Origin of the sequence: Haloechinothrix salitolerans (assembly GCF_042662605.1) — a bacterium.
Classification (GTDB): Bacteria; Actinomycetota; Actinomycetes; order Mycobacteriales; family Pseudonocardiaceae; genus Haloechinothrix_A; species Haloechinothrix_A salitolerans.
Genome location: NZ_JBHSXX010000001.1, coordinates 6,130,719 through 6,147,680 on the forward strand (window position 1 = coordinate 6,130,719; position 16,962 = coordinate 6,147,680).

A 16,962-nucleotide genomic window follows, 5' to 3' on the forward strand; every position below is an offset into this window, starting at 1 on the left:
CGGTCTCTGGCAACTTCCGGCTGTACCGCCGGGTTCGATGGCGAGGAAGGCTACCGCTCGCGGGTGAGCCATGGCACGACAACCAAAGACGAAACCCGCCCGCGTAATCGAATCGTTGACGACGTTGCGCCGACTGGCCCCTTTCCGTCCGGCTGTCTCGTCGATCACACCTGGGAACCCGACGTTCAGCCGAAGGCGAAGGTCGGGTTTAGAGTCCTGCTGATGAAGGGTCGTGGCCGGTCAGCGCAGGCCACGACGACAGTTCCGGTAAGGGCCGCTCGGCAGGTCCGCGCCGAAAGAAAGCGACGATGGAGGCCGTTCACGATGCCCACCACGGCTAGCCCACCGACAGCGATGGCGGGCACGTCACGCAGGAGCGGGACGCTCTACATCGGCGACCCCGGTATGTGGTCCTGGGTAGCCCACCGCATCACCGGCGTGCTCACGTTCTTCTTCCTGTTCGTGCATGTGCTCGACACCGCGCTCGTCCGGGTGTCGCCCAGCGCCTACAACGCGGTCATCGAGACCTACAAGACCCCGCTTGTGGCGCTGCTCGAGGTCGGCCTCGTCGGCGCGGTGCTCTACCACGCCCTCAACGGCATCAGGGTGATGCTCGTCGACTTCTGGTCCAAGGGCCCGAAATACCAGCGTCCGATGCTGTGGAGCCTTATCGGCGTGTGGGTGCTCGTGATGGTGCCCGGCGCGTTCATCATGCTGCAACGCACCGTGACTGACCTGTTCGGGGGTAACTGATCATGACTGCTTCCATGTCGGAGACACTCACCCTCGACAAGCCGCGCTCCCCGCGCAGGCCCGCGGCCCGGCGCAGCAACTTCGAGCTCTACAGCTGGCTGTTCATGCGGCTGTCCGGCCTCGCGCTCGTCGTCCTCGTGCTCGGCCACCTGTTCATCATGAACATCGTCGACGAAGGCGTGCACCGCATCGACTTCGCGTTCGTCGCGGGCCGCTGGGCATCGCCGTTCTGGCAGTTCTGGGACCTGTCGATGCTGTGGCTCGCGCAGCTGCACGGCGGCAACGGGCTCCGCACGATCATCGACGACTACGCCCGTAAGGACACCACGCGGTTCTGGCTGAAGATCCTGCTGTACGTGTCCATGGCGCTCATCCTCGTGCTCGGCACCATGGTGATCTTCACCTTTGACCCGAACATCCCCGTCACGTGAGCACTGCTCGCAGGTGCGAACCATCAGACACTAAGCCCGACCACAGCGCCTGATTCGGAGTTTTCATGCAGTTCCACAAATACGACGTGCTGATCGTCGGGGCGGGCGGCGCAGGCATGCGCGCCGCGATCGAGGCGGGGCAGCGCGCACGCACCGCGGTGCTCACCAAGCTCTACCCGACCCGCTCCCACACCGGCGCCGCACAGGGCGGCATGTGTGCCGCACTGGCGAACGTCGAAGAAGACAACTGGGAGTGGCACACCTTCGACACCGTCAAGGGCGGTGACTACCTCACCGACCAGGACGCCGCCGAGATCATGGCCAAGGAGGCCATCGACGCGGTGCTCGACCTGGAGAAGATGGGCCTGCCGTTCAACCGGACGCAGGAAGGCAAGATCGACCAGCGCCGGTTCGGCGGACACACCCGCGACCACGGCAAGGCCGCCGTCCGCCGCTCCTGCTACGCGGCCGACCGCACTGGCCACATGATCCTGCAGACGCTGTACCAGAACTGCGTCAAGCACGGCATCGAGTTCTACAACGAGTTCTACGTCCTCGACGTCGTCCTCAGCGACACCGAGAACGGCCAGGTCGCCACCGGCGCGATCGCCTACGAACTTGCGACCGGCGAGATTCACGTGTTCCAGGCGAAGTCGATCGTGTTCGCCACCGGCGGCTTCGGCAAGGTGTTCAAGACGACGTCGAACGCCCACACGCTCACCGGCGATGGCATGGGCATCTACTACCGCAAGGGCCTGCCGCTGGAGGACATGGAGTTCTACCAGTTCCACCCGACCGGCCTCGCTGGGCTGGGCATCCTGCTTACCGAGGGCGCTCGCGGTGAGGGCGCGATCCTGCGGAACAAGGACGGCGAGCGGTTCATGGAGCGCTACGCCCCCACCATCAAGGACCTCGCGCCGCGCGACATCGTCGCCCGGTCGATGGTGCTCGAGGTGCTGGAGGGCCGCGGCGCTGGCCCGGACGCCGACTACGTCTACCTGGACTGCACCCACCTGGGCGCCGAGGTGCTCGAGTCAAAGCTGCCGGACATCACCGAGTTCGCACGCACGTACCTTGGCATCGACCCCGTCACCGAGCCGGTGCCGGTGTATCCAACGGCGCACTACGCCATGGGCGGCATCCCGACCACGGTCCGCGGCGAGGCGCTGCGCGACAACGAGAACGTGATCCCCGGCCTGTACGCGGCCGGTGAGGTCGCGTGCGTGTCGGTGCACGGCTCCAACCGGCTCGGTACCAACTCGTTGCTTGACATCAACGTCTTTGGCAAGCGCGCCGGTATCGCCGCCGCCGAGTACGCCAGCACTGTCGACCACGTCGACCTGCCGGACGAGCCAGCGGCGATGGTGCAGGGCATGGTCGACACCCTCCGCTCGGCGGAAGGCAGCGAGCGGGTGGTCGAGATCCGCACCGAGCTGCAGCGGACGATGGACGCCAACGCCGCCGTGTACCGCACCGAGGACACCCTCAAGCGGGCACTGCACGACGTTCAGGCGCTGAAGGAGCGCTACGGCAGGGTCGGCGTCCAGGACAAGGGCAAGCGCTACAACACTGACCTGCTCGAAGCCGTGGAGCTGGGCTTCCTGCTCGACCTCGCGGAGTGCCTTGTCAACGCGGCACTCGCGCGCAAGGAGTCCCGTGGCGGGCACGCCCGCGAGGACTACCCGGACCGCGACGACACCAACTTCATGCGGCACTCGATGTCGTACAAGGTGCTGCCGGACGGCAACACCGGTCCCGACCCCGACGCGCCGCTCGGCCTCACTGGTTTCCTTTCCGACATCCGGCTGGATTACAAGCCCGTTGTGTTCACCCGGTACGAGCCGATGGAGCGGAAGTACTGATGACAAGCACCGCAGCTGTTTTGGACAACACCGCAAACCCCACGTCCGAGATCCCGGCTCCGGACGGCTCGGTGACCGTCACGGTGAAGATCCAGCGGTTCAACCCCGAGGTCGACTCGGAGCCGCACTGGGAGTCCTACGACGTCCCAGCGCTGCCCACCGACCGGGTGCTGAACCTGCTGATCAACATCAAGGGCTACGTCGACGGCACGCTGTCCTTCCGCCGGTCGTGTGCGCACGGCATCTGCGGCTCCGACGCGATGCAGATCAACGGCATCAACCGGCTGGCGTGCAAGGTGCTTGTCAAGGACCTGCTCGCGAAGAAGGGCAAGCCGACCACCATCACGGTCGCCCCGATCAAGGGCCTGCCGGTGATGAAGGACCTCTACGTCGACATGGAGCCGTTCTTCGAGGCGTTCCGTGCCGTCAAGCCGTTCCTGATCACCTATGGCAACGAGCCAACCAACGAGCGCATCCAGTCGCCCGCCGACCGGGAGCGCTTCGACGACACCACCAAGTGCATCCTGTGCGCCTGCTGCACGACGTCGTGCCCGGTGTTCTGGTCGGACGGCTCCTACTTCGGACCAGCCGCGATCGTCAACGCGCACCGGTTCATCTTCGACTCCCGTGACGAGGGCGCCGAGGAGCGGCTGGACATCCTCAACGACGCCGAGGGCGTGTGGCGCTGCCGCACCACCTTCAACTGCACCGACGCCTGCCCACGCGGCATCCAAGTGACCAAGGCGATCCAGGAAGTCAAGCGCGCGCTGCTCTTCAAGCGCGTCTAACGTCGGGCTGGGGGACACGGCGCGCGCCCCGGTGAGCGCCGTGTCCCCCGCTCTCGACGCCGTGTCCCCTGTTCTCGACCGCGTGTCCCCCGTTCCGGACACCGTGTTGCCCACTCAGCTGTCCCACGTCGCGTACATCTCGGCGTAACGGCCGCCCTTGGCGGCCAGTTCGTCGTGGGTCCCGATCTCGAGGATCCGTCCATCGTCGACCACCGCGACGCGGTCCGCGCGCATCGCCGTGGACAGCCGGTGCGCGATGATGATCGCCGTCCGATCAGTGAGCACGACGTCAAGCGCGCGTTCCACCTGCCGTTCGGTCCGCAGGTCGAGACTGGACGTCGCCTCGTCGAGCACCAGCACCCTCGGCGCGGCGAGTAGTGCCCGGGCCAGTGCGACGAGTTGCCGTTCCCCCGCCGACAGCGACGCCCCACGCTCGTGCACGACGGCGTGAATCCCGGCAGCGGAGCGATCGAGAAAATCGCCGAGCCCGACCGCACGGGCGGTTCGCTCCACCTCGACGTCAGCAGCATCCGGACGGGCGAACGCGATATTGTCGCGGAGGCTCATGCTGAACAGGAACGGCTCCTGCGGCACGACCGCCATCCGTTGATGCAGCGAGTCCAACCGCACGTCGCGCAGGTCGTGGCCGTCAAGCAGCACCCTGCCCGACGTCGGGTCGTAGGCGCGCGTCACTAGCTTGGCGATGGTCGACTTGCCCGCGCCTGTCGGCCCAACCAAGGCGAGCGTCTCCCCCGGCGGGATCTCCAGCGAGACGTTCCGGAGCACAGGGTTATCGACGTCGTAGCCGAAACTCACCCGATCCAGCGTCACGCGGCCGTCGATGTCCGGCAGCGGGTACGCGTGGGGGTCCTCCATCACCGTGACCTCGGTCATCAGCAACTGGCGCAGCTTGGTGATGCCCGCCTGCCCCTGCTGGTATGCGTTGTAGAGCTGCGCCATCTGCTGCATCGGCGCGAAGAACGTCGTGATGGCCAGCAGGAATCCGGCCAGCTCACCCACTCGCATGTCACCGCGCAGAACCATCCAGCCGCCGAGGAGCAGCACCACGACGACGGTCAGCCTGCCGACGGCCTCGCTACCCGGCCCGTAGATCGCGGCGATCCGTGCCGTGTAGTAGTTCGCGTGCCGGTAACGACGGGTGACATCGACGTGATCGGCCACGTTGCGCTGTTGCCGGTTGTGAGCGGCTACCACCCGTGCGCCGGACAGGCTCTCGGACAGATGGGTGAGCACCTCGGCCATGCGGTCACGCACGACGAGATAGCCGCGTTGCGAGACCCCGCGAAACCACCAGGTCAGCGCCACCATCACCGGGATGACCACCAGGAAGCTGATCAGCGCGAGTTCCGCGCTGAACCAGAACAACTGCGCACCAAGCACCACGAGTGTCAGCGCCTGCACGAGTAACTGGGCGAGACCGTCGTGCAACAGGCCCTGTAGGTGCTCGATGTCGTTGGTCATCCGGCTGATCAGCGTGCCCTTCTTCTGTCGGGAGAAGAAGTCCTGCGACAGCCGTTGCAGGTGGGAGAACACCCGAACCCGCAGCGCGTACAACAGCCGTTCACCCACGATGCCGGTCCACAGCGTGCGCCAGCGGCTCACCAGGATCGCCACGACGACGAAACCGAGGTAGGTAAGGCAGATCGCGACCAGCACACCGCGCGAGCCGGTGACCTCACCGCCGCCGAGGTCCTTGAGTCCCATGCCGTGGTCGATCGCGAGCTGGGTGAGCAGCGGGCCGATGCGCATGGCGATCGTCTCGACGATCACCAGCCCCACGCAACCGACCAAAGCCCACTTGAACGGGGCGAGGAAGCGCCGCAGCGTCAGCGGACGGCGGTCGTAGTCGCTCCGGCTGAACACGACGTCCGGTTCGGGGTGCTCCGGCTCGTCTGCCAACAAGCCGTCCAGCTGGTCGCGCAACTCAGGAGGCACGTCGCCGGACATCGAACCGGAAGGGCGCCTCATGGTGCCCCCACCTCCACCAGGAAGCATCAGAGCATCTCCTCCTCGTCGAGGTGATCGGGATCGATGGGCCGCCACTCGACGTCCGGCGTGACGGTTCGCTCGCGCTCCAGCTGCGCGGCCCTGATCCGCTCTTCGTCGGTTACGTGCGCCAGCGCCGCCGCGTAACGTGGTTCGGTCGTAAGCAACTCTTGGTGCGTACCTGTCGCGGCGATGCGCCCGCCTTCCAGCAACACGACCCGGTCCGCGAGGCTGAGCGTGGAGAGCCGATGCGCCACGATCAGCGTGGTACGACCGTGCATCAGCTGCCGCAAGCCGTCATGGATGCGCTGCTCGGTCTGGACGTCGATGGCGCTGGTGGCGTCGTCCAGGATCAGGATTGGCGGATTGACCAGGACCGTCCGCGCGATCGCGATACGCTGCCGCTGTCCACCCGACAGCGTGTAACCACGTTCACCTACGACGGTGGTGTAGCCGAACGCCAACTGAGTGATGAACTCGTGAGCGCCCGCGACCTTCGCCGCCGCCACGACGTCGTCATCGGACGCGCCGGGCGTGCCGTAGGCGATGTTGTCGCGGATCGACGCCGAGAAGAGGAAGGGTTCCTCGAAGCAGACGCCGACGTGCTGCCGGAGGCTCCGTAGGGTGAGGTCCCTGACGTCGTGGCCATCGAGGAGCACCGCACCTCGATCCACGTCATAAAAGCGAGGGATCAGCTGCGCGATCGTCGTCTTGCCCGAACCCGTCGCGCCCACGAAAGCGACGGTGTGCCCAGCGGGAACCCGCAGGGTGACGCCGTCGAGCACGCGCTGGTCGCTACCGAAGGAGAAGCGGACGTCCCGCAGTTCGACCTCACCCCGGCAGACGGGCAGGTCGAACGCGCCGGGCCGGTCGGCGATCTCGGGCCGCTCGTCGAGGACCTCGTAGATCCGGTGGGCGGAGGCGGCCGCTCGCTGCGCCAGCATCATGAGCAGCCCCAGCATGGCGAACGGCGCCTGCAGCATCACCAGGTACGTCAGGAACACGATGATGTCGCCGGGGCCGATCGCCCCATCCAGCACGCGGAAGCCGCCGTAAAGCAGGACGGCCGCCTCACCCACCCGGACGACGTTTTGCATCAGCGGGCCGAACGTGGCACGGATGCGCACCAGGCGCATCGAGGCCCACCGCAGCCGCTGCGCCGCCCTGGCAAGGACACCGATCTGCCGACGCTCGGCCCCAAAGACCCGGACGACCTGCGCGCCGCTGACGTTCTCGTCGACGATCGTCGCGATCTCCGCCAGCCGCGACTGCACCAGCCACGACACCGGGAACATGTGCTTGCGCATTGTCAGACCGATGACGAACACCGCGGGTAGCGAAAGGAGCGCCACCAACGTCAGGCCGACGTCGATGGTGAGCATGAAGTACAGCGCGAGGAAGAACATCCCGAACTGGACGATCAGCATCGGCCCGAACGCCAGCAGCATTTGCACCGCGCGGACGTCGGAATTCGCGCGAGAGACCAGCTCGCCGGTGCGAACTCGGTCGAAGAATGACGCCGACAGCGTCGACAGGTGGCGGTACAGCAGCGTGCGGAGGTCGAACTCCAGCGAGTACGCCATGCGCAAGGTGAGGTAGCGAGAGAAGTAGGCGGCAACGACACCCACGACGGTGATGGCTACCAGGATCCACACGAACCGGGCGAGCGAGTCCCGCTGCCCGCTCGGTGCGGCCAGCGCCTCATCTATCGCGGTGCCCAGCCACAACGGGAACAACACCATCGCCACGACGGTCACCAACGACGCGGCGAACGCCGCCATGAACACGCCGCGATGCGCCTTGAGCAGCGGAAACGCCCGCTTGATCCAGCCCTTGCTCTGATCGGGGTCGATACCGGGCGCCCGCGGCGGGGGTCTTCGGCGTTCGTCGGGGTTTGTCGTAGCCAGTGGCCCCGGCTCCGCTTGGCCCGCGCGCACGCTGGCTCCACCAACAGTTCTGGCGCCCATCATGATCGGTCCCATCGCGTAGAAGACGGCCGTTCCCTAGAACGACGTCGCGACTGGCCCTACCTGGGCCTCGCGCGGAACCCCCAGCGAAGTCAGTTTACGTCATTAGATGACATGTCGGCAATAGTGCCATGTTGACACTCAGTGTCATACTGGTGCGCACACCTGCGTACTCACCATTGATGACGCCGGGTTCAGCAGAGGCGCGACCCCGAAGTGAGAACTCGCCACTCCGGAAGTCGGGCCTCGCGGCCCGCGACTGGGAACTCGCGGCGGTCTACGACCAGAAGACGGCGAGGCCGACGTTCAGCACGACCAGCCCTCCCAGGGTGAAGGGCAACCACTTCGGCGCGGCGGGCTTACGGAGGAAGGCGCCAGCCAGGCCGAGAATGACCAGCAGGACAAGGATCTTGATGCCCAGCTTCATGTGGTTGTAGTCGACGTCGTCCAGCGCGGGCTCGACGCCCATCAACGCGAGGCCGGTGATGAGCTGCAGGCCACCGCCGTGGAGCCAGCCCTTGTTCAGCGCCGCGTCCCGTCCGGCGTGCAGCTGCAGCATGAACGTGCCAACCAGCATCGCCATGCCGAGCAGGTGCAGGAAGACCAGAACCAGTCGCAGAAACTCCATCGTCAGTCCTCAGTTCGCCGGGTAAGGGCGCGCAAACCGCGCCAGCCGATCGCACCGATGATCGTACCCAGAATGATCGAGACGACGGTCAGCGCGGCATGCACCCAGAAAAATGACGTCAGCGTCCCGGTCGTGTCACGGGCGTTGTCGCTCTGCCACAGATTGCGCGCGAACGTCACCCAAATGATCCAGGACCATACGCCGAACGCGAGCAGGAACAGCGACACCGGCTTCGACATGCGCATGCGCCGAGCGTAACCGCATCGCGATTCGATGACCGATCGGCTACGAGGCTGGCTCAAGGGAAGCCAGCGACGGCGTGAGTCCCGTACGATCAATCCGGTGTCGAGCTGGTCTACCCGCCTGCTGTCCGCCGTCGTCGTCACCCTCTTGAGTGCTCTGCTGCTCACCCCCGCCGCGACCGCCAAATCAGACCAGTGCTCCTACCGTCCGCTGCCGCCTCCGCCGGTCGACTCGTCAGAGGTCCCGAAACCCGGCGAGCCGTCGCCCAGCCCACTGCCCGTGCCGGAGACCCCGCCCGGTGGTGAGCGGATGGCCGAGTGCGGCCATGTCCTTCCTGACGACGCCAAGCGCCCCAAGGGCAAGATCACGGCGAAGGCGTGGCTGTTGGCGGACCTCGACAACGGCACGGTGATCGCCGCGAAGAACCCGCATGGCAGGTACCGGCCCGCATCGTTGATCAAGGTGCTGCTCGCGCTGGCCGTGGTCAAGGAACTCGATCCAGACGACGTCATCACCGCGTCGGACGCCGACATGGCCCAGGAGTGCAGCTGCGTCGGCGTCGTCAAGGGCCAGGACTACACAGTGGACAAGCTGTTCACGAGCATGTTGCTGCGCTCGGGCAACGACGCCGCGCACGCGCTCGGCTCCGCGCTCGGCGGCAACGACGAGGCACTGGCCACGATGAACGAGCTGGCAGCCGATCTCGGCGCGGTGGACACCCGCGCCGCGACGACGTCCGGTTTGGACGGCCCCGGCATGACGACGTCGGCCTACGACCTCGCGCTGATCTTCCGCGCCGCGATGGCGGAACCACGCTTCGCCGACGCCGTCGCGACGTACGAGATGAAGTTCAAGCGACGCGAACACAAGCGCCCCATCACCATCTACAACGATAATGACCTGCTGCGGGAGTATCCCGGTTTCCTCGGCGGCAAGACCGGTTACACCAACGACGCGCGGCACACTTACGTCGGGGCGGCCGAACGCGGCGGCAGGCGGATCGCCGTCGTCATGCTGCGGGCGGAGCAGCGCCCCATGCGGGTGACCGACCAGGCGAAGCGGCTGCTGAATTATGGCTTCCGACTGTCCAGGCAGGACTTCGAACCGGTCGGCACACTGGTGGAGCCCGAAGCGGAGCAGGACGTCGACCTGCCACCTACCGAGCAAGCCGAACTGGATGCCATCCCCGACAGCGAACCGACCACCGACACCACCGCGGCCGTGACCCAGGAGGCCGCGACGGAAGGTCCAGGGGGCGTAACGCGGGAGATCGTCGTGCTTGTCCTCATCGCGGCCGCACTGATCACGGTGATCGTGCTGCACCGCAGAAGGCGGCGCTGATCAGCATTCGCGCGGCCAGGTGCCAGTGCACGCGGCCGGGCGACGCCCGCACGGCAAGGTCAGCGCCGCCGCAGCCAGGCCAACCCCGCACCAATTAATCCGCCAATGCCAAGCAGCCCGGCCGTGCTCGCCGCGCTCGGTCCGCGCCGGACGTGCACCTGCGGCCGGATCGTCACTGGAGCCGGCGGCGCGATGACACCGGACTGGTTCTCCTTCGCGGTCGCCGTCCAGGCAGTGACGAACAACAGGAATCGCGACACGAGGTTGGCGAACACCAGCAAACCGAGCACCGGGCCGAACACCGCGAACGACGGTTTCTCAGACACTCCGCCGAGGTAGAACGTCGCCAACTGCTGCAGCAGTACGAACCCGACCGAGGCGATCGCCGCGCCCTTAACCGCGCTGCGTAGCGTGGCCTTTTCCCGTGGCAGGCGCGCGATCACCCAGAGGAACACCAGCATGTTGGCCGCCAGCGACAGCAGGATCGACGTCGCCCGCAGCAACGCTGTCCAGGGCTGTCCTTCCAGACCAGCCAGTTCCAGCAGTCTCTCACCAAGGCCGCTGCCCGCCGCGGCCAGCGTGAACGACACCAGCAGTGCGAGGCCGAGGCCGAGCAGCGCGGCCAAGTCGTTGAGCGTCTTCTTGACGATCGGGATCTGCTTCTTGTCCTGGCCCCACTGCGCGGTGAGCGCGTCGCGCAGGTTACTCATCCAGCCGATACCGGCGTACAGCGCGATCGCGAGACCGATGATCCCGAGGCCGCCCGCCGACGTGGTCGCGGTCTCGACGATGTCGTTGACGATGTCGTTCAAGCCGGGCGGCACCGAGCGGTCGATGCCCCGGGTGATCTGGTTGATGACCACCTGGTTGCCACGCAGCACGACACCGACGATCGCGAACGCCACCATCAGGATGGGGATCACCGACAGCACGCTGAAGTAGGTGATCGCGGCCGCGTAGTGGTTGCCGTATCGCTCGTTGAACCTGTCATTCGCGCGAACGACGTGATCGAGCGCGGGGTACTTCCGCCGTAACCTGGTCAGCGGTTTGTCCTTCTCGGACTTCTCACCCTTGCCGCCCTTGCCAGGCTCCCCGGTCGCGTTCTTGGCTCGCGCAGCTTCCTTTGTCGCCACGAGCGCTACGGTAACGGTTCACTACCGGTTCCACCGACCGATGTCGGCGGTGACGCGCCCGCGGGACCGCGCCACCGTCGATGCGCACACGAACGGGGGATAGTCAGGTCGGCGCGCCGATCTGGCCGTACGTGGTAGTGCGCTGGCGCGCCGGACGTCCCGCCAGCGTAGCCAGCTGCTCCAGCTCCGCGACGCTGCGCGACGATCCGTGTTCCGAGCCAGCCATTCTCGAGATGGTCTCCTCCATCAGTGTGCCGCCGATGTCGTTGGCTCCACCGCACAGCACCTGCGCGGTGCCGGTGTCACCAAGCTTGACCCACGAGCATTGGATGTTGTCGATGCGACCGTGCAGCGCGAGCCGCGCGAACGCGTGCACCGCGCGGTTGTCGCGCATCGTCGGGCCGGGCCGCGCGACACCGGCGAGATAGATCGGCGCGTTGTGGTGCACGAACGGCAGCCCCACGAACTCGGTGAACCCACCGGTCTCGTCCGCGATGCCCGCGAGCACGCGCAAGTGACCGAGCCAGTGCCTCGGGTTGTCGACGTGGCCGTACATCATCGTGCTGCTCGACGGGATGCCGAGCCGGTGCGCCGTGGACACGACGTCGACCCACGTCTGTGCGGGCAGCTTGCCCTTGGTGAGTACCCACCGGACATCGTCGTCCAGAATCTCGGCGGCGGTGCCGGGGATGGTGTCGAGCCCGGCATCTCGCAGCTCGGTCAGCCACTCAGCGACGCTGATGTTCGCCTTCGACGCGGCGGACACGATCTCCATCGGCGAGAACGCGTGGACATGCATCTCCGGCACGCGCGCCTTGATCGCGCGCACTATGTCGGCGTAGTACGTGACCGGTAGCTTCGGGTCGATGCCGCCCTGCATGCACACCTCGGTCGCGCCCGCCGCGGCCGCTTCCGCCGCCCGCTCCGCGACATCGTCCGCGGAGAGCCGGTAGGCGTCGGCGTCTCGCTCCCGCTGCGCGAACGCGCAGAACCGGCAGCCGACGTAGCAGACGTTGGAGAAGTTGATGTTGCGGTTGACGACGTAGGTGATGTCCTTCCCGACGACGTCCGCGCGCAGTTCGTCGGCCAGCGTCGCGAGGGTGTCCAGCGTGGCGCCGTCTGAGGTCAGCAACGCCATGGCGGCGTCTGTATTGGCCTCGTCCAGCAGCGCCGCGGGGTCGTCCGCCGCGAGCGCGAGGCCAGCGCGGGCGTCGGCGTCGAGGCGTTCCGGGACGGATGCGGTGCCCGGTGCGGCTGATACAGGCAAAGCGTCTTTCAATGCGTCCCAGTCACCGTAGACCGAGTCGAAGTCGCCGCGCCGGTCCGCCGTGCGGCCGTCGACGTCGATGGCGGTGTGCAGGTCGGCGCGGCCGGTGGTGTCGAAACCGCCGTCCGGCTCCTGCCATGTGCGGCCTACCACCGGAGCATCGTCATCCGCGAGACCGTCCGATGTCGCCAGCGCGCGGACGTGCTCGTGCAACCGAATGTCGATCCAGCGCTCGGCATCGCGGACGTACTTCGGATACACCGCGAGCCGTTCGGACAGCTCGTATCCAGCATTCGACGTCCACTCCCGCAGCGCGTCGATCGCGGGCCACGGCCGTTCCGGGTTTACGTGATCCCGCGTCACAGGGGACACACCGCCCCAGTCGTCCACCCCGGCGCGCAGCAGCAGCTCGTGCTCGTCGCCGAGCAGGTTCGGCGGCGCCTGCACGCTCACCCCCGGTGGCATCAGCAGCCGACCAACGGCTACGGTCGCCGCGAGATCGGTGAGGTCTGCGTCAGGGGCGGAGCGCATCGCGGTGTCCGGTTTGGCCCGGAAGTTCTGGACGATAATCTCCTGCACGTTGCGGTACTGCCGCGCGCGTTGCCGGATGGCGTGCAGCGACTCCGCCCGTTCCGTCAGGGTCTCGCCGATGCCGACAAGGATGCCGGTGGTGAACGGCACACCCACGCGCCCGGCGTCGTCGAGCACCCGCAACCGCACGGCGGGCTCCTTGTCCGGACTACCGTAGTGCGGGCCGCCTGGCTCGGACCACAATCGCTCCGCCGTGGTCTCCAGCATCATGCCCATGCTCGCCGCCACCGGCTTGAGCCGTTGCAGCTCCTCCCAGCTCAACACGCCGGGATTGAGATGCGGCAGCAACCCGGTCTCTTCCAGCACAGCGATGGCACAGGCCCGCACGTAGTCCAACGTGGACGAATACCCACGCGCTTCCAGCCACTCCTTCGCCTGCGGCCAGCGCTCCTCCGGCCGGTCGCCCAGCGTGAACAGCGCTTCCTTGCACCCCGCCTCGGCCCCGGCGCGCGCGATGTGGATCACCTCGTCGCGCTCGAGGAAGAGCGAGTCGAGCTTGCCTGGCACGGTCGCGAACGTGCAGTAGTGACACCGGTCACGACACAACCGGGTGAGCGGGATGAAAACGCTGCTGCTGTACGTGATGATCCCAGCGCGGCCCTGGTCGGCGAGGTGCGCGTCTCGCACCCGCGCGGCGGCGGCGAGCAGCCGCTCGAACTGCTCACCGCGCGCGTGCAGCAACGTCGCTGCCTCGGTGACGTCGAGGGTGACGCCGTCTTCCGCCCTGCGCAGCGCCCTGCTGATCGCGGAGCTGGACGGCGTGGGTTCGGACGGTGTGAGCTGCAAGCTCTTACTCATGATCGCGAGCCTACGGCCGGACGCCGACCACTCGCTAGGACGAATCAGGCCGCGCGGGAACTCTCCACGGCCGACTGCCCGGTGCGCTCGGCGGACGGCGCACGGGACGGAGCGGGAACGGATGCCGAGCCACGGGAGTCGGCGACACGCTCGGCGCGAGCGGCCGTGGTGCGCTCCGCGACGTCCCTCCGCGCGGCGACCGAGTGGGCAAGCGCCTGTCTGCGGCGGCGCGCGACACCGGCGATCATGCCAACCACTCCGACGCCCACCGCGACGACGCCGACCGGTCCCAGCAGGCCGAACGACGTGGCGCTCGGCGCGGCGATCACCTGACCGGTACCGGCGAGGGCGGCACCGCTCATCGAGACCAGACCCGCCGCGACCGCGAGCGCCGTCGTCGCGACGCGGGCCACCACGGTGGTGATCAGGTCCCGCACGTTGCGCACCTCCAACGTTTCGGCGATCCCTGATCGTGTGACCGAAATCGCCGGATTCGACATTCGAGAACTACCGAGCGTGTCAAGGTCGCAGCCATTTGGCTGACTTGGCGGCAGAGGCTATCGAACGTCCTCATGCACCCTGCACCGGGGTGACCGTCAGCACACCGAGGCCGTCGGCGTGTCGACATATCGATACCCGATCGGGGGAAACGGTGATCGTTCTCACCTACACGGGGACGGGCGGGTACTACTACGGTCGACAGCGCGCAATCGTGCGCCCCGTTCTTCCCGCGCATCCCGCGCGAACCCCTACGTCTGACCAGTGGAGGTCCTGTGACGGCACCCGTGCGCACCCCAACGGCATCCGGCCAGCAGCTCAGCGCGACCGTCGAGCAACTGCTCGATCCCGCCGCGAACCATGACCTGTGGCAGGGGCGGGGCACCATCGCCGTCGTGCGCGGGTTCGACAAGGACAGCAGAAGCTTCCACCGCACGGTCCTGCGTGCTGCGGCGGCGCACGGCTGGTCGGTGACCGACGTACCTGCCGCGCCAACCTTCGGCAGCATCCCGGAGCACACCGACGTCCAACTGGTCGTCGCGGCCCGCGCCTCACTACGAGCGGTCGCCGAGCGCTGCGCCGCTCACTGGGGCGCGCACGTCATCTGCCCGGAGACCGCGCACGACGGCGCCGACTGGCGGGCACGGCCAGCCGCGAGCCTCACGTTGTCGAGCGACGCCGGATCGGACAGCGTGGCATCGAACCTGCACATCACCGGTCCGGTGCGCTACCGCGCTGGCGAGGACGATGAACGCGCGGCGACCGCGCTGGCCGTCGAGCCGTGCGAGTCCGGTGCGCTGGTGACGGTCGACAACGACCAGACGCATGTCACCGATGGCGAACTCGCCATCACGCTGGACGAGCCGGCTCGGGCGACGTTGGACGGCCACCCGCAGCTGCTGCCGGAGGGCGAGTACACCGTCACGCCGCGCCTCGCCGGGTTCCGGCACCTGGTCGCGGGCGCCTCAGCCGCCTGACCCCGCACGGCGACGTACACGACTCGCACGGCGGCCAACCGGTGCCGGATAGGGTCGCCGCCATGGCACAGCGAGGACACAGCGAGCGCGTCACGTTCACCGGATCGAGCGGAGACGCGCTCGCTGGCGTCGTCGATCTACCTGACCTACCTGACCTACCGGACCGCGAGCCAGCGGCGTACGCGCTGCTCGCGCACTGCTTCACCGGCGGCAAGGACTACCAGGCGACCCGCAGGGTGTCCCGTGCGCTCACGGCACGCGGGCTTGCCGTGCTGCGGTTCGACTTCACCGGTCTCGGTGACTCCGAGGGCGACTTCGCAGACACGACGTTCTCACTCGTGTCACCGATATCCGGCTGGCGGCGGACCACCTCCGCGAGCGGTACCGCGCGCCGTCGTTGCTGATCGGCCACTCGCTCGGCGGCGCGGCCGTGCTCGCGACGGCGAGTGAGATCCGGGAGGCGTGCGCGGTCGTCAGCATCGCCGCGCCGAGCGATCCGGCGCATGTGACGCACTTGTTCGCCGAGTCCATGGCCGAGATCGAGGCGCATGGCCAGGCGGAGGTGAACGTCGGCGGCAGGCCGTTCATCATCGGCAAGGAGTTCCTGGACGACCTCCGCGAGCAGGAGCAACGGGACCGGATCGCTCAGCTAGGACTGCCGTTGTTGCTGCTGCACTCCCCACAGGACGCGATCGTCGGCATCGACAACGCGGCCGACATCTACACCGCGGCGAGGCACCCCAAGTCGTTCATCTCCTTGGACGGCGCCGATCACCTGCTCACCCATCCCAGACACGCGGAGCGGGTGGCGCAGCTGATCACCGCATGGGTGGACCCGTACCTCGCTGACAGGGACTAACCCGACATCTCGGTGAGCCGGTCGACGTCGAGCAGGTCGATGGCGCCGTAGCGCACCTTGATCAAGCCGTTGCGCTCGAACTCCTTGAGCGTCTTGTTCAGCGACGGCCGCTGTACGCCAAGCATCGCGGCGAGGGTGCGCTGCGGCAGCGGCACCGCGCCGTCGACGGCCTCCTCAAGCAGGATCCGCGCGATCTGTTCGGTCAACGACCTGCCGAGCATCCCGATGATGCGCTCCTGGCTCTCCGCGAGCCGCATCGCGACGCTCGTCAGCCACCTGCGCGCGATCGCGAGCCGGTTACCGAGCAGCCCCTCGAACGACTCGCCGTCCAGGAAGAGCACGGTCGTGTCGGCGAGCGCGTGCGCGGTATATGGCAGCGGCATGCCGAGCAGGTACTGAATGTCGCCGTCAACCGCGCCAGGACCGATGACGTGCACGACCGCTCGCTTACTACCGGCCCCGACGGACAGCTCCAACCTGCCGCTACGCACGATCCACACACCGTCCGCCTCATCACCAGCGCGGAACACTACCGAGCCACGCTCGAACGTCGTCGTGCGCAAGCTCGCGGCAAGCGCGGACAGGTCGTCCGGGGTGAACGGGGCCGCGTCGCCGTGTCCGACGCACCGCGCGACCCACGCCGCTTGCCGGATCGCCAACTCGGCGGGCCCACCGCCGCCAAGCAGGGAGATCGAACGCTGCAGAGTCTCGGCCGGTTGCTTGGACAGTTCCATGTACGCTTCCTGACTCGTCGAGAAGGACCGGGACGCGGGAACCTTGTGGGTTCCATCGTGCGCCGCCGTGCCAGCGAACTGACAC

16 protein-coding genes are annotated in these 16,962 nt (G+C 67.4%); 8 read left to right on the forward strand and 8 right to left on the reverse strand.

Features of this window, described 5'->3' with window-relative positions; translation table 11 throughout:
• The first annotated feature begins 324 nt into the window (after positions 1–324).
• The 4 genes from sdhC to ACFQGD_RS29325 all read left to right on the forward strand — a co-directional run bounded on the left by sdhC (position 325) and on the right by ACFQGD_RS29325 (position 3,834).
• Positions 325–753 carry a succinate dehydrogenase, cytochrome b556 subunit gene (gene sdhC, locus ACFQGD_RS29310; RefSeq protein ID WP_345404344.1) on the forward strand — a complete coding sequence of 143 codons (429 nt, stop codon included), beginning with the start codon at positions 325–327 and terminating at the stop codon, positions 751–753.
• A 14-nt stretch (positions 754–767) separates the two neighbouring features.
• Positions 768–1,184: a succinate dehydrogenase hydrophobic membrane anchor subunit gene (locus ACFQGD_RS29315; RefSeq protein ID WP_345404421.1), complete on the forward strand. Its 417-nt coding sequence runs from the start codon at positions 768–770 to the stop codon at positions 1,182–1,184.
• Positions 1,185–1,249: 65 nt separating this feature from the next.
• The gene (sdhA, locus tag ACFQGD_RS29320; protein ID WP_345404341.1) at positions 1,250–3,046 is read left to right on the forward strand and encodes a succinate dehydrogenase flavoprotein subunit; all 1,797 of its coding nucleotides are present in this window, start codon (positions 1,250–1,252) and stop codon (positions 3,044–3,046) included.
• Positions 3,046–3,834 (forward strand): succinate dehydrogenase iron-sulfur subunit, encoded by a 789-nt coding sequence (locus ACFQGD_RS29325; RefSeq protein WP_345404338.1) that lies wholly within the window; start codon positions 3,046–3,048, stop codon positions 3,832–3,834. Before sdhA ends, ACFQGD_RS29325 begins: the two co-directional genes overlap by 1 nt.
• Positions 3,835–3,948: 114 nt before the next feature.
• On the opposite strand, the gene ACFQGD_RS29330 is transcribed toward ACFQGD_RS29325, so the two are convergent.
• The 4 genes from ACFQGD_RS29330 to ACFQGD_RS29345 form a co-directional block, all read right to left on the reverse strand.
• On the reverse strand, positions 3,949–5,823 hold the full coding sequence (locus ACFQGD_RS29330) for an ABC transporter ATP-binding protein (protein ID WP_345404335.1): 1,875 nt from the start codon (positions 5,821–5,823) through the stop codon (positions 3,949–3,951).
• A 26-nt stretch (positions 5,824–5,849) separates the two neighbouring features.
• Entirely contained in the window at positions 5,850–7,778 is a 1,929-nt protein-coding gene (locus ACFQGD_RS29335; RefSeq protein ID WP_345404332.1) for an ABC transporter ATP-binding protein, read from the reverse strand.
• A gap of 307 nt (positions 7,779–8,085) precedes the next feature.
• A complete protein-coding gene (locus ACFQGD_RS29340) occupies positions 8,086–8,436 on the reverse strand; it encodes a hypothetical protein (protein ID WP_345404329.1) in 351 nt (116 codons plus the stop codon).
• Positions 8,437–8,438: 2 nt separating this feature from the next.
• Positions 8,439–8,681, reverse strand: coding sequence for an SCO4848 family membrane protein (locus ACFQGD_RS29345; RefSeq protein ID WP_345404326.1), 243 nt, complete (start codon positions 8,679–8,681; stop codon positions 8,439–8,441).
• A 97-nt stretch (positions 8,682–8,778) separates the two neighbouring features.
• Between ACFQGD_RS29345 and ACFQGD_RS29350 the strand changes: the two genes are divergently transcribed.
• On the forward strand, positions 8,779–10,020 hold the full coding sequence (locus ACFQGD_RS29350) for a D-alanyl-D-alanine carboxypeptidase family protein (protein ID WP_345404323.1): 1,242 nt from the start codon (positions 8,779–8,781) through the stop codon (positions 10,018–10,020).
• Positions 10,021–10,079: 59 nt separating this feature from the next.
• Here ACFQGD_RS29350 and ACFQGD_RS29355 read toward each other — a convergent pair whose 3' ends face one another.
• From ACFQGD_RS29355 to ACFQGD_RS29365, 3 genes are all read right to left on the reverse strand, one after another.
• Positions 10,080–11,063: a YhjD/YihY/BrkB family envelope integrity protein gene (locus tag ACFQGD_RS29355; protein WP_345404418.1), complete on the reverse strand. Its 984-nt coding sequence runs from the start codon at positions 11,061–11,063 to the stop codon at positions 10,080–10,082.
• Positions 11,064–11,256: 193 nt separating this feature from the next.
• Positions 11,257–13,809: a bifunctional FO biosynthesis protein CofGH gene (locus ACFQGD_RS29360; RefSeq protein ID WP_345404320.1), complete on the reverse strand. Its 2,553-nt coding sequence runs from the start codon at positions 13,807–13,809 to the stop codon at positions 11,257–11,259.
• A gap of 44 nt (positions 13,810–13,853) precedes the next feature.
• A complete protein-coding gene (locus tag ACFQGD_RS29365) occupies positions 13,854–14,246 on the reverse strand; it encodes a hypothetical protein (RefSeq protein WP_345404317.1) in 393 nt (130 codons plus the stop codon).
• Positions 14,247–14,582: 336 nt separating this feature from the next.
• Here ACFQGD_RS29365 and ACFQGD_RS29370 point away from each other — a divergent pair, with 336 nt between their 5' ends.
• The 3 genes from ACFQGD_RS29370 to ACFQGD_RS29380 all read left to right on the forward strand — a co-directional run bounded on the left by ACFQGD_RS29370 (position 14,583) and on the right by ACFQGD_RS29380 (position 16,143).
• A complete protein-coding gene (locus ACFQGD_RS29370) occupies positions 14,583–15,284 on the forward strand; it encodes a hypothetical protein (RefSeq protein WP_345404315.1) in 702 nt (233 codons plus the stop codon).
• A gap of 62 nt (positions 15,285–15,346) precedes the next feature.
• Positions 15,347–15,688, forward strand: coding sequence for an alpha/beta hydrolase (locus ACFQGD_RS29375; protein ID WP_345404312.1), 342 nt, complete (start codon positions 15,347–15,349; stop codon positions 15,686–15,688).
• Positions 15,640–16,143: a hypothetical protein gene (locus ACFQGD_RS29380; RefSeq protein ID WP_390183591.1), complete on the forward strand. Its 504-nt coding sequence runs from the start codon at positions 15,640–15,642 to the stop codon at positions 16,141–16,143. The genes ACFQGD_RS29375 and ACFQGD_RS29380 overlap by 49 nt, the downstream gene beginning before the upstream one ends.
• On the opposite strand, the gene ACFQGD_RS29385 is transcribed toward ACFQGD_RS29380, so the two are convergent.
• The gene (locus ACFQGD_RS29385) at positions 16,140–16,877 is read right to left on the reverse strand and encodes a Crp/Fnr family transcriptional regulator (protein ID WP_345404309.1); all 738 of its coding nucleotides are present in this window, start codon (positions 16,875–16,877) and stop codon (positions 16,140–16,142) included. The genes ACFQGD_RS29380 and ACFQGD_RS29385 overlap by 4 nt on opposite strands.
• Positions 16,878–16,962 lie beyond the last annotated feature (85 nt).